General features: G+C 72.8%; 10 protein-coding genes and 2 pseudogenes. 5 read left to right on the top strand and 7 right to left on the bottom strand.

Features of this window, described 5'->3' with window-relative positions; all coding sequences use genetic code 11:
* The first annotated feature begins 38 nt into the window (after positions 1-38).
* Together ACYVOO_RS24160 and ACYVOO_RS24155 are read left to right on the top strand one after the other, a co-directional pair.
* A complete protein-coding gene (locus ACYVOO_RS24160) occupies positions 39-293 on the top strand; it encodes a hypothetical protein (protein WP_453349454.1) in 255 nt (84 codons plus the stop codon).
* 17 nt (positions 294-310) lie between these two features.
* Positions 311-700, top strand: a complete 390-nt coding sequence (locus tag ACYVOO_RS24155; RefSeq protein ID WP_461017782.1) for a hypothetical protein — start codon at positions 311-313, stop codon at positions 698-700.
* 175 nt (positions 701-875) lie between these two features.
* Here ACYVOO_RS24155 and ACYVOO_RS24150 read toward each other — a convergent pair whose 3' ends face one another.
* Genes ACYVOO_RS24150 through ACYVOO_RS24140 form a run of 3 tightly spaced genes read right to left on the bottom strand, consistent with a single transcriptional unit; the run spans position 876 to position 4482 of the window.
* Positions 876-1001 carry a hypothetical protein gene (locus ACYVOO_RS24150; RefSeq protein ID WP_461017781.1) on the bottom strand — a complete coding sequence of 42 codons (126 nt, stop codon included), beginning with the start codon at positions 999-1001 and terminating at the stop codon, positions 876-878.
* Positions 998-3784 (bottom strand): tetratricopeptide repeat protein, encoded by a 2787-nt coding sequence (locus ACYVOO_RS24145; protein WP_461017780.1) that lies wholly within the window; start codon positions 3782-3784, stop codon positions 998-1000. Before ACYVOO_RS24145 ends, ACYVOO_RS24150 begins: the two co-directional genes overlap by 4 nt.
* Positions 3785-3822: 38 nt before the next feature.
* Positions 3823-4482, bottom strand: coding sequence for a class I SAM-dependent methyltransferase (locus ACYVOO_RS24140; protein WP_461017779.1), 660 nt, complete (start codon positions 4480-4482; stop codon positions 3823-3825).
* Positions 4483-4581: 99 nt separating this feature from the next.
* Between ACYVOO_RS24140 and ACYVOO_RS24135 the strand changes: the two genes are divergently transcribed.
* Positions 4582-5232: a GNAT family N-acetyltransferase gene (locus tag ACYVOO_RS24135; protein ID WP_461017778.1), complete on the top strand. Its 651-nt coding sequence runs from the start codon at positions 4582-4584 to the stop codon at positions 5230-5232.
* A 16-nt stretch (positions 5233-5248) separates the two neighbouring features.
* Here ACYVOO_RS24135 and ACYVOO_RS24130 read toward each other — a convergent pair.
* The 4 genes and pseudogenes from ACYVOO_RS24130 to ACYVOO_RS24115 form a co-directional block, all read right to left on the bottom strand.
* A pseudogene (locus ACYVOO_RS24130) lies at positions 5249-5893 on the bottom strand (cytochrome P450); the annotation flags it as partial.
* Positions 5894-5997: 104 nt separating this feature from the next.
* The gene (locus tag ACYVOO_RS24125) at positions 5998-7032 is read right to left on the bottom strand and encodes a terpene synthase family protein (RefSeq protein ID WP_461017777.1); all 1035 of its coding nucleotides are present in this window, start codon (positions 7030-7032) and stop codon (positions 5998-6000) included.
* A 5-nt stretch (positions 7033-7037) separates the two neighbouring features.
* Positions 7038-8438 (bottom strand): cytochrome P450, encoded by a 1401-nt coding sequence (locus ACYVOO_RS24120; protein WP_461017776.1) that lies wholly within the window; start codon positions 8436-8438, stop codon positions 7038-7040.
* Between the two features lie 201 nt (positions 8439-8639).
* Entirely contained in the window at positions 8640-9788 is a 1149-nt protein-coding gene (locus ACYVOO_RS24115; RefSeq protein WP_461017775.1) for a S1 family peptidase, read from the bottom strand.
* Positions 9789-10181: 393 nt separating this feature from the next.
* On the opposite strand from ACYVOO_RS24115, the pseudogene ACYVOO_RS24110 reads away from it, so the two are divergent.
* Both ACYVOO_RS24110 and ACYVOO_RS24105 read left to right on the top strand, forming a co-directional pair.
* Positions 10182-11255 (top strand): annotated as a pseudogene (locus ACYVOO_RS24110) (NAD(P)H-dependent amine dehydrogenase family protein); the annotation flags it as partial.
* Between the two features lie 62 nt (positions 11256-11317).
* Positions 11318-11797 (top strand): carboxymuconolactone decarboxylase family protein, encoded by a 480-nt coding sequence (locus ACYVOO_RS24105; RefSeq protein ID WP_461017774.1) that lies wholly within the window; start codon positions 11318-11320, stop codon positions 11795-11797.

Genomic DNA, 11797 nt, shown 5'->3' with positions numbered 1-11797 from the left:
CCGCAACCGCGACAGGTGACAGGTGAGAGGAAACGACCATGCGAGTGGGTACGCAGTTCACGGGCACGCTGGCCCCGGGCCAGAGCGGGCGCTGGTTCACCTACGGCTGGCCGCAGGAGTGGCACGTCGTCTGGTACTTCATGCCGACGTCCCCGCAGGCGGGCAACCCGCAACTGGAGTGGGAGACCGACGTGGAGCGTGCCTCGGGTTCGGCGGTGACGTACTGGCTGACGGTGAAGAACCTCAGCAACAGCCAACTGAACTTCGAGGGCCGCTACGCGGTGCTCAACTGACGAAGGCGAGGAGCGCCATGAAGCTCAACATCATCGTCTCCGACGACGCCGGGGCCGCCTCGTCCGAGGGCACGGCGCGGTCCGGTGCCCAGGCCCAGGCGCCCGGTGCCCAGGCGGCGTCGCCCGCCGCGGGCGCCACGGCCGGTGGCGCGGCCGACGCGGGCGCGGCGCCCGGCGGTGTGGGGGCGAGCGGGCAGACCGGGCAGTCCGTCGCCGCATCAGGGTCCGCGGTGGACGGTGGCCCTCCGCCCAGTTGGCTGACCGAGATGGTCCGGCAGGCCGAAGCGGGCCCGGGACAGGGGGGCGGGAGCCAGGGGCAGGGCAACGGCGCGCTCGCCCCGCCCACGGCGGCCGGGACGCACCTCCAGGCCGCGGACGCGGGCGCGGCGCCGGGCGGGTCCGGCTGAGCCGGGCGGCCTGGCCGGACCGGCCCTGGTCGGACCGGTAGCCGTCGAACCGGAAGCCGCAGCACAGTCAGCCGCTGAACCGGCACCGGCCCGCACGGGCCGGTCCGGGCGGCGGGCGGTCCGGCGGGTGGGGGCGACCCGTGCGCACCCCACCCGGCGGACACACCACGGCAGGTCACTTCGGGCCGAAGGCCAGCGCGATGTCCTTGTCGTAGGTGCTGTCGTCGGAGATGATGCCGCGCTGGAGATAGAGGCGGCCCGCACCGGCACCGGTACCGGCATCACCGGCGCGGGCTGTCATGGCGGGCCGTCGCCCGTGAGGGAGGCCGCCTCGGCGTGCGCCGCGCGGGCCTCCACGTCGCGCCCCACAGCGGTGAGCTGGATGCCGAGGTTGCGCAGGGACGCCGCGAGCGCGTGACGGAAGCGGTCCACGTCGGCCCGGTCCGTGTTGGTCCGGGCCTGCGCCCGGTACGGGAACCGCACCGGATCTCGGCGCGGCCCCTGTCGCAGCTCGCGGTGCAGAGCCCGGTGGACGCGGACGGCCTCCTCGATCGAGACCAGGGCGTCCTGCTCGCGTCCCGCGTCGGAGAGCCGGTTGCCGAGGTTGTTGAGGCACGCGGCCAGGCCGGGGCGGTAGCGGTCGGGGGAGGTGCGGGCGAGGTCGCGGTAGAGGTCCACCGCTTCTTGAGCCGCCGTCAGCGCCTCGGCACGGAGACCCGCGTCGGAGAGCCGGTTGCCGAGGTTGTTGAGACAGCTCGCCAGCCCGGGGCGGTGGCGGTCGGGAGCGTGCCGCACCAGCTCGCGGTAGAGATCCGCCGCCTCCCGCGTCGGTGCCAGTGCCTCGTCCTCGCGTCCCGCCTCGAAGAGCCGGTTGCCGAGATTGTGCAGCAGCATCGCCAGCACGTGCGGGCGCCTGTCGGGCGCGTACCCGACCAGTTCCAGGTCGACCGCCTCCTGCGTCGCCGCCAGCGCCTCGTCCACCCGTCCCGCCTCGGACAGCCGCATGCCGAGGCTGTTGAGGCATTCGGCGAGCGCGGGCCGGTAGCGGTCGGGGGAGGAGGGGAAGGTGTGGGCGAGGTCGCGGTAGAGGCCGACGGCCTCCTGAGCCGCCGTCAGCGCCTCCGGGACGCGTCCGGCCTCCGCGAGCCGGTGCCCGAGACTGCTCAGGCACGCGGCCAGACCAGGGCGGTGCTGCTCGGGGGAGAGCCGCACGAGCCGACGCCGGATACGTTCCGCTTCCTCCATCGGCGCCAGCGCCTCCATCCGGCGCCCGACCTGATGGAACGCGAGCCCCAGGGCCTCCAGCCACATGGCACGGCGCTCCGGCGTGGCCTCCTCGGGCAGCGCCTCGACGATGTGATGGGTCACCACCATGTCCGCCTCGGCCAGCGCCAGGGTGGGGTACGGGATCGCACGCTTCACGTGCTGGAGAGCGGTGAGCGGCAGGTCCGCTTCCGCCAGCACCCGGGCCATGAGGGGGCCGAGCGGCCCCGGTGTCTCCACCGCGACGGTGACCGCCGCTTCGGCGAGTTCGGGCAGCCGGGCCGCGAGCCACCCCTCCAGCACCGCCTCGACGCCGGGCTGATGGGCGTGCGCCCTCGTCAGTACGGTGAGGGCGCGCCGCGCGTGCGACGCGTCGAGACGTAAGCCGATGAGCCGCGCCATCTCCGGGCTGCGGTCCAACTGGCGGGCGATGTGGTGCTCCGCCAGCAGATCGGGTTGCAGCGGCCCTACGGCGCCGGGCGACGTGCCGGGATAGAGGGTGCTCAGCCAGCGCGCCGTCCTGCGCCGCAGAGGGTCGCACCACGGTGCATCGAGGCCCGGCACCAGGCTCAGCAGGTCCGCCGCCGCTGCCTCGCTGTCCGCGTCGAGCAGGCTGGTGACGGCGACACAGCGCTGCACCGCCGTCGTGTCCAGACCGCCGGGGCCCGTGAGGGCGGCGATGGCGGCGCTCTCGTACCAGTACCGCTTCTCGTGCCGCAGCAGCTCGTCCAGCACGGCCGAGCCGACGGCCACGGGCAGCGCGGCCACGGGCAGGGCGGCACCGGGCAGCGCGGCCGGAGCACCGGGGGCCCCTGCCTCCCGTGCGCGGAGTACCAGGACCAGCGCCGCGGCGTGCAGCACGAGCAGAGGCACCCCCTCATCGGCCAACGTCACCTCGGCGTGCCGAGGGGGCGGTATCCCGAGCGCGCGGGCGAACTGGGGCACCGCTTCGGCGACGAGCTGCCGCTCCGGCCACCGCGGCAGCACACCGGGCTCCAGCGCGACGGTCACCGCGCCCGCGACCGCCGCGCCGACGGGACCCGGCACCCCCTGCAACCTCTCCCACCACTCGCCCTCGCTACGGGCCAGCAGCAGCACCCGTAGCCGCCGCGAATCCCGCTCGGGGCCGCCCTGCCCGGAACGCGAGCCCGCCACGGCGGTCAGCAGCGCCCGTAACCCGGTCCGGGTCTCCGCGTAGTCCACCACCAGCAGTACGGGAGCGGCCCCCACCTCCCGCACGGTGGTCACCACGTCGGCCTCGCCGCCCGCCCGCACCCACCGGCAGCTCCAGCCCCGCTGCCGCAGCTCCTCGGCCAGCCGCAGCGCCAGCCGGGTCTTGCCCACGCCTCCCGTACCCGTCACCAGCGCCACCGCGGCGCCCGTGCCCCCGCCCCCGCCCCCGCCGACGCTCACGCCGTCTCCGCCGTTCCGGCCGTCCGCGTGGCACCACTCCCGCAGCCGCCTCAGCTCGCCCTCGCGCCCGATGAAGGCCACCACCGCGCGCTGCGGACGCAGCAGCCCCACCACGTCACCGGTGCCGCGTGGCCGTGGCACGGTGGGCATCGCGGGCGGGGCGGTCATCTCGTCCGAGACCTCCGCCAGTCGTGCCACGGCGGCGCTTCGCCGCTCCAGCTCGGTCCTGACCCGGTCCCGGCGCTCCTTGACGCGGTCCCACACGGCCGGAACCACGAAACCGGCGGCCCCCGCGCACGCCGCTCCCCAGACCCCGGGCACCCACTCCCCGGCCGCTCCGCCGACGGCCGCGAGGACGGCCAGGGCCGCGGCCGTACCGGCCAGCAGCCACACGAACCCCCGCCTCATGCCCCCATCGTGCCCGCTCACCCGCTCACCCGCCCGCCTCAGCCGTCGCGTCGCCACACCAGCGTGTAGCGCCAGAACAGCCGACGCCGCAGTCGCGCGCCGGGAAGCACCCTGCGGGCCTCGCGTGCGATGTCGGGGAAGGTCATGGTCGCCGGTTTGACCGGTGCCCTCATGGCGGGCGGGCGGGGTGCCGCGCGGCCCCTGTTCTCGAGCAGGCCCATGGCGAGGTTGAGCGGCGCTGCGAGGGTGGCGAGCACGTAGTCGCCGGGGGAGTGCGTACGGAAGAGGCCGACGACGACGAGGGTGCCGCCGGGCGCCAGGTGGCGGCGGAAGTGGGTGAGCGCGTCGGTGAACGGCAGATGGTGCAGCGCGGCGACACACGTGATGACGGAGTACGGGCCGGGCGGTATCCCGGTGGGCGCGTCCGCGACGGTGAACGTCACGGGCGCGTCCTGGGCGGTGAGTTCCCGCGCCCTGGCGACCATCGCGGGGGAGGAGTCGATGCCCCGCACGGACGTGGCGCGGGCCGCCAGGAGCCTGGCCAGGTCACCGGCGCCGGAGCCGACGTCCAGGACATGTTCGACGTGCCTCGGCACCTGGCGGAGGATCCAGCGGTGGTAGTGGGCGTTGTGGTCCCAGGGGTGGGCGGAGTTGAAGCGGTGGAGTGCGTCGAGGAGACGGCGCGCCAGGACATGCATGCCGTGCAGTCCACCAGATTCCCGGCCCGGCGGCAGCCCCGGCGAGGGGACCCGGATATCGGGTGGCGGTCGCTGTCGCCGGTGGCGAGGATTCCCGGTATGCGCATCTTCCTGGAGACCGGCCGGCTCGTCCTGCGCGCGTTCACGGAGGCCGACGCGGACGATGTGCTCGCGCTGGACAACGACCCCGAGGTGACGCGCTTCCTCAACGGCGGTCGCCCGACGAGCCGCGAGGCGATCGTCGGACGCACCATGCCCCGGCTCCTCCACGACCACCCCTGCCTCGGCACCCGTGGCTACTGGGCGGTCCAGGCGAAGAGTGCGGGGACCTTCCTGGGCTGGTTCGAGTTCCGGCCCCTGTCGGAGCACAGCGCGGCCGTGGTCGAACTGGGCTACCGGCTGAACAGGAGCGCGTGGGGCAGCGGTTACGCCACCGAGGGCTCGCGTGCCCTGATCCGTAAGGGCTTCACAGACCTCGGGGTGGAGCGGGTGACCGCGAACACCATGGCCGTCAACACCCGTTCGCGGCGGGTGATGGAGAAGGCCGGGCTGTCCTACGTGCGCGGCTTCACCGGTGACTGGCCGGAGGCGATCGAGGGCTCCGAACACGGCGAGGTCGAGTACGCGCTCACCCGCGAGGAGTGGGCCCGTGCTCAGGGGAATCGTGCTGAGTGGGCCCGTGCTGAGTGGGACCGCGCCGGGCAGGAGCGGTCCGGGCCGTCGGGACCATCCGCATCCCCGCGGCGTTGAGGGAACTCCTGAACCGCGGCCGGGCACGGCTCCCGTCGACGGTGCGCAGGCGCCAGCGCGGCAGGAGGGAACTGAGCGTGATGACGGTCTCCGCGAGCGCGTACGTCTCCCCGAGGCGCCGTCGCCGGCCCGCGCCGAACGGGATGAACGCCTGGTCGGTGTCCTCGTACGAGGTGTCCCGGCGGTCGGGGCGGAACGTCTCCGGTGCCGGGAAGTACGCCGGGTCGTGATGGAGCTGGTACGGGCTGAAGAGGAAGCCCGTACCCGTGGGGAAGGTGTGGCCGCCCAGTTCGACCTCGGCCGTGGTCGTCCGGGTGAGGACCCACAGGACGGGCACCAGCCGCATGGTCTCCAGGACGACATTGCGGGTGAGGCGCAGCGCGGGCATGTCCGCGAGCCCGGCGGGCCTGCCGTCCAGGACCCAGGCCAGTTCGTCGCACACCCGCTGCTGCACGTCGGGCGCGCGGTCCAGGAGGTGGAGGATCCACACCATCAGCATGGCGTTGGTCTCGGTTCCCGCGACGAGCAGGTTGACGATCTGCACCTGGAGTTCACCGTCGTCGAGCACCCTGCCCCGCGCGTCGGGGACGGACAGCGCCGTGAGCAGGTGCCCGGGGTCGGGGCGTGTGCGTCTCGGCGACGATGCCGCCTGGCCGCGCATGAGGGACACGGTGTGTCCGAGCACGGGCAGTGCGCCCGGTGCCATCGGTACGGAGGTGGTGCCTCTGCCGTGGGTGTCTTCGGGGCGGGTGTCTTCGTGGTCGGTCATCGTGGGACTCCGGTGATGTCGAGCAGATCCTCCACATAGGACGCGGTGCCACCGTGCGCGGGAAGTTCGGAGGGGGCGAAGCGGATGGTGTCCGTGCGGTCCCAGTTCTCCATGCCGGCGGCCCATGACTGCTGGTCCCGGACACACCGCAGAACCGCTTCCCGCGAGGTGTGCGTCAGCCCCAGTTCCGCCATCACCCCGGGCAGTTCCCCGGACGCCGCGAGGTGGTCCGCGACGCGTCCCGCGACGCGCTCGGCCACGGTGTCGACGGCCTTCTGGACGCCGGTTTTCTCGTGGTGGTCCAGCACCGTCACGAAGTTGATCGGATCGCCCCGCTCCATGTGCAGCGAGTGGATGTCGTTGACCCAGCACATGATGTCGGCCGTGCCGAGGACCAGGGTCTGGTACTGGGGTGTCCCGTAGAGCGCGTCCGGCACCGTCGCACCCTCGGCCCTCTCCACGAGGTCGAGCGTGGGCAGCACCGTCGACGCGTCGCGCCGCACCGCGATGTAGTCCTCCACGCCGGGGACGGTCCCCGACACCCGGTAGGAGTTCTCGGCGAGGTGCCCGGTCAGCCACAGGTCCAGGTTGCGGCGGAACCGTGCGGCCCAGTACGGCGGACCGTCCCGGAGTGTGCGGCGCAGCAGGTCGCGCAGGGCGTCGAGGAGAGGGTGGCCGCGGCGGTACGTGCGCACCGGGCGCCCGGCGACGATCTCGCGCATGTCCGCGACGAGTGCCTCGTACAGCCCGGTGCGGTGGGTGGCGATCGCGGCGTTCTGCTGGTCGTCGGCGATGAAGAAGAGGCTGTTCCAGTAGGTGACCAGGGCCAGTTCGGCGACGGGCGCGTGGGGGAGGAGCGTGGACATGACGCGGCCGTAGCCCAGGGCGCGGAAGGTGGCGGCCGTCTCCGGTGAGTGCAGCAGACCGCTCGTCCGGCACCACCGCTCGGCCGTCTCCTGCACCTGGTGTGCCTGCGGATGGGCGGCGGTGGGGAAGGGTAGCCTCAGGTCGGGGAGCACGTAGGAGTCCATGTCCGTCAGCCCCGCGCGCCGTGTTCGCCGTGTCCGTCGTGACCGCCGACGTCGCGGCGGTGGACGGTCATGGGCAGCCGGTCGGGACGCACGAGCGCGGTGGCGATCTCGCGCACCGGCACACCGGGCACCGGCCGCATCCGCCAGCGTGCGCAGAGCACCGCCGCGATCATGGTGAGTTCCGTGGTGGCGAACAGCTTGCCGACGCACTGGTACGCACCGGCGGCGAAGGGGATGAAGGCACCCCTCGGTATCCGCGCCGCGTTCTCGGGGAGCCATCTGTCGGGGTCGAAGCGCAAGGGGTCGTGGAACCAGCGGGGGTCGTGGTGCAGCAGGTACGGGCTGTAGACGACCTCCGCGCCGGCCGGGACGACGGCCCCGCCGACGCGGACCTCGGACAGGGTGCGCCGCATGAAGACCAGGGGTGTGTGCAGCCGGAGCACCTCGGTGACGACACGGTCGAGGTACTCCAGCCGGGGGAGGTCGTCGAAGTGCGGGGGTCTCCCTTCGAGGACCGTGTCGATCTCGGTGTGGACGCGCTCGGCCACCTCGGGGTCCCGGCCGATCTCGTACATCAGCCAGCCCAGCACGGCGCCGGGTGCCTCGATCCCGGTCAGCGCCAACGTCATCACCTGGGCGTGCACCTCTTCGACGGAGAGCCCGTCGCCGTTGTCATCGCGGGCCGCGAGCAGGGCGGAGAGGACATCGCCCCGGTCCTCGCCCGCGTCGCGGTAGGTGCCGATGAGGTCGCCGACGGCCCGGTGCATCGTGGCCATCGCACGGTCGAAGCGGACGTTGCCGGGTGTGGGCACCCGTGTCCACACCGACGGCAGCACGGTGCGCATGAGCAGGCCGTGGCAGAGGCACCCCATGCCGTTCTGGATGGCCCGGGAGGTGTCGGCGCCCGCCGTGAACCGGAACAGGCTCCGGGTGAGCGCGGTGAGCGCCAGCTCGTTCATGGCCACGTCTGCCTCCAGCGTCTGGCCGTCCTGCCATGACGCGGCCGTCCCCTCGGCCGCGTCGCGCATGACCGAGGCGTAGCCGACGAGGCGCTCGCGCGTGAAGACGGGCTGGAGCAGCCTCCGCAGCCGACGGTGCTCGGCGCCGGACACCGTGGCCAGACCCCGGCCGAGCCCCGGTTCCAGCTTCTCGAAGATGCGCCCTCGCTTGTAGTCGAGGTCCCCCGGGACGAGCACCTCCCTGACCGCGTCCGGGTGCGTGAGGACGTAGACGGGCAGCCGTCCGAAGCGCACCTTGACCACGTCGCCGTAGCGGGCTCCGGCGGGCAGGAACTCCAGTGGCCGACGGAGCATCGGCACGATGTGGCCGAGCACCGGCCACGCTCCGGGAACCTCCCGGATGTTCTCCGGTCCCGCAGGGGGCTGACGGGTAACGGGCGCTGACATGGTCCCCTCCGTGTGTGCCACTCGACGTGTGTGCCATCAGGTGGGCGCGCCACTCGATGTGTGCGCTCAGGGAGTGCCGCTCCGTGTGTGCCGCTCGGCGGGGGCGGTACGCAGGGCCGAGGGTGCGGACGCCGGTCGCACCCTCGTCCGCACCCTCGTCGTACCGCCGCGCCGCCCGCTGCCCCCGTTATATCGCCGGGATCAGGCGGTGTGCAGGGTCAGCCCGTACCGCGCCAGGATCTCGTTGACCGGCTGGTACCACGTCTCGCCGCCGCTGGAGCAGTTGCCCCAGCCGCCCGAGGTCACACCCTGCGCCTGGTCGCCGCTGATGAACGAGCCGCCGGAGTCGCCCCCTTCGGCGCAGGCGCTGGTCTTGGTCATCTGGTACACGGCGCCCTGGCTGTAGTTGACCGTCTCGTTCTTGGCGAGCACGGTGCCGCAGTGCCAGTGCGAGGTGGACCCGGAGCGGCAGATGGAGGCGCCGACGGGTGCCTCGGCCGAGCCGCGTACGAGCTGGTCGGACACGGTGCCCCAGCCCAGGACGACGGGCACCGTCCACCAGCCGCTGCCGACGTTCACCCAGGCGTAGTCGTTGCCGGGGAAGGACGAGCCCTGGAAGTTGCCGATGTAGGAGCGGTCCCAGCCGCTCACCGAGGCACCCTGCTTCCCGCAGTGGCCCGCGGTGACGAACCCGCCGTGCACGGAGAAGCCGATGGAGCAGCGGACGTTGCCCGTGTAGTACGGGTCGCCGCCCACGGTTCCGGCGCTGAAGGTCTGGGGTGCCTCTTCGACGGTCTCGACCCGCACGGGCCCCGCGCGCCGCGCGCGCTCGGTGAACGCGCGGACGGCCTTGTCGTCCTTGTCGTCCGCGACGACGTCGACCACGACCCGGTTCGCTTCGGGATCGACGTGCCAGCTCGCGACGCCGGACGGCGCGGACAGCGCGTCGACGCGCTTCTTGGTGGCGTTCAGCTCCTTGGCGGTGTGCTCGACGGTACGGACGACGGCCCCGGTCTTCCGCACGGCCTCGGCGGCCTGTGACCGGGTGACGGCGACGTTCATCGAGCCGGTGTCCGCGTCGTACCAGGAACCGCCGTACGCGGAACCGGCCGCTTCGCGTGCCGCCTTCTCGACGGCCGTCGCGGCCTTCTCGGAGGCCAGCCGGTCACGGGCCTGACTCTCCGTCAGGCCCAGGTCCTGCTGCATGGCGCTGAGTATTCCGGCGGAGGCCGGTGCGGAGGTCGCGGGTGCGGGTGCCGCTGTCGCCTGGGGCGCGAGCACGGCGCCGCCCCAGGTGGCGAGGAGAAGGAAGGAGGACAGTCCGACGCGCGCTGCGATGGTGCGTCTCACGGTGGTGACCCTTCTGTCGTTCCAGCTACACGGGGGGTGGAAGGGTGGAACAGGGTGTGGTGAGAGCGCTCTCATGACGAACTAGGAGGGAGCATAGGAGAGCGCGATGGGCATGTCCATACCAATCCTTGTCGCGCAGGCTCCCCCCCCGGTTCGTAGACTCGGGGCATGCTCAGACTCGAATGCCCGGTCATCGCCCGGCCATCGGTGTGACCGGCCTTCCCCGCGCGGTGGACTTCTGGACCGAGGCGCTCGGCCTGGTGGACACCGCCGGCCGCTCGGGCGCTCGCGCGCGTGGAGCGCGTGACGCTGCGTCAACTCCGCGTGGATCGCGCGGAATTCGGTGTGCGCGTGGGCCTATGAACCGATAGGTGCTCTCGCTACCCTCCGCGCATGATTTCCACGGTTGTCTGGGGTACGGGAAATGTCGGGCGTGCCGCTGTGCGTGCCGTCGAGGCGCATCCCGCGCTGGAACTGGTGGCCGTGCTCGTGCACGACCCCGCGAAGGCCGGGCGCGACGCCGGGGAACTGGGCGGGCTCGGGCGCGAGCTGGGGGTGGCCGCGACGGACGACATCGGCGCGGTGCTCGGCGCCGCGCCGCAGGCCGTGGTGTACGCGGCCTCCGGGGACGTCCGCGCCGACGGGGCGCTCGCCGACATCGTCAGCGCTGTCCGCGCCGGAGCCGTGGTCGTCACCCCCGCGCTGTACGCGCTCTACGACCAGCGCAACGCACCGCCCGAGCTGCGCGAACCCGTGCTGGCCGCCGTCGCGGAGGGCGGCGGCTCGCTGTTCGTCTCCGGCGTCGACCCCGGCTGGGGCAACGACGTGCTGCCGCTGCTCATCAGCGGGCTGGGCACCACCGTGGACGTCATCCGCTGCCAGGAGATCTTCGACTACTCCACCTACGACCAGGAGGACTCCGTCCGCCATCTGGTCGGCATGGGCCATCCGCTGGACTACGAACCGCCCATGCTGGCGCCCACGGTCCCGACGATGGTGTGGGGCGGGCAGTTGCGGCTGATGGCACGCGCCCTCGGCGTCGAGCTGGACGAGATACGGGAGACCATGGACCGCCGCGCGCTCGACACGACGGTGAGCACCCGCACGATGGGGAAGTTCGCGGCCGGAACCCAGGGAGCCGTGCGGTTCGAGGTGCAGGGTGTCGTCGCGGGCGTACCGCGCCTCGTCATCGAGCACGTGACCCGCATCCACCCCTCCTGCGCACCGGACTGGCCGACGCCGCCCGACGGCGCGGGCGCACACCGCGTGGTCATCGAGGGGCGGCCCCGCATCGAGGTCACCGTGGAGGCCACCGACGAGGGCGGCAACCGTTCGGCCGGGGGCAACGCCACCGCCGTCGGCCGCCTGGTGGGTGCCATCGACTGGCTCGTGGAAGCGGACCCCGGACTCTACGACGCCCTCGACGTCCCCCTGCGCCCCGCCGTCGGCAGGCTCGGCGCGCATCCCGTCGGCGCGCAGCACGTCGACACGGACCACACCGACGCGGACCACACAGGAAGGAAGCTGCCATGAACATCGACATCCCCGAGGGCAAGGACCCGATCGCCTATGTGTGGGGCGAGATGGTCCCGGGCATCGGCCCCGCCGCCTCGCAGTTCTCGCTGTCCGTCTACTCCCACACCACCCTCGGGCTCCGGGAGTTCGAGGCGGCGCGCCTGCGGATCGCGCAGATCAACGGGTGCGCCTTCTGCCTCGAATGGCGGACCGAGCGGGACGGCGAGAAGGTCGAGGAGGAGTTCGCCGACGCGGTCACCCAGTGGCGCACCACCGACGCCTTCGACGACCGCACCAGGCTGGCCGCCGAGTACGCCGAGCGGTACGCACTGGACCACCGTGGCCTCGACGCGGAGTTCTGGGAGCGGATGACCGCGCACTACTCCCAGCGCGACATCGTGGAACTGAGCATGAGCATCGGCTCCTGGCTGGCCTTCGGCCGCCTCAACCACGTGCTGGGCCTCGACACGGTGTGCGTCCTGCCCGGTCATTGA

This window comes from Streptomyces daliensis (genome assembly GCF_054782395.1).
This window is presented reverse-complemented; position numbering and strand designations above follow the sequence as displayed.

Excerpts from the sequence above, each read along its gene's own strand:
- ACYVOO_RS24135 (WP_461017778.1), top strand. The coding sequence starts at position 4,582 with ATGCGCATCTTCCTGGAGACCGGCCGGCTCGTCCTGCGCGCGTTCACG.
- ACYVOO_RS24160 (WP_453349454.1), top strand. The coding sequence starts at position 39 with ATGCGAGTGGGTACGCAGTTCACGGGCACGCTGGCCCCGGGCCAGAGC.
- ACYVOO_RS24150 (WP_461017781.1), bottom strand. The coding sequence starts at position 1,001 with ATGACAGCCCGCGCCGGTGATGCCGGTACCGGTGCCGGTGCGGGCCGC.
- ACYVOO_RS24155 (WP_461017782.1), top strand. The coding sequence starts at position 311 with ATGAAGCTCAACATCATCGTCTCCGACGACGCCGGGGCCGCCTCGTCC.
- ACYVOO_RS24140 (WP_461017779.1), bottom strand. The coding sequence starts at position 4,482 with ATGCATGTCCTGGCGCGCCGTCTCCTCGACGCACTCCACCGCTTCAAC.
- ACYVOO_RS24125 (WP_461017777.1), bottom strand. The coding sequence starts at position 7,032 with ATGGACTCCTACGTGCTCCCCGACCTGAGGCTACCCTTCCCCACCGCC.
- ACYVOO_RS24145 (WP_461017780.1), bottom strand. The coding sequence starts at position 3,784 with ATGAGGCGGGGGTTCGTGTGGCTGCTGGCCGGTACGGCCGCGGCCCTG.
- ACYVOO_RS24105 (WP_461017774.1), top strand. The coding sequence starts at position 11,318 with ATGAACATCGACATCCCCGAGGGCAAGGACCCGATCGCCTATGTGTGG.
- ACYVOO_RS24120 (WP_461017776.1), bottom strand. The coding sequence starts at position 8,438 with ATGTCAGCGCCCGTTACCCGTCAGCCCCCTGCGGGACCGGAGAACATC.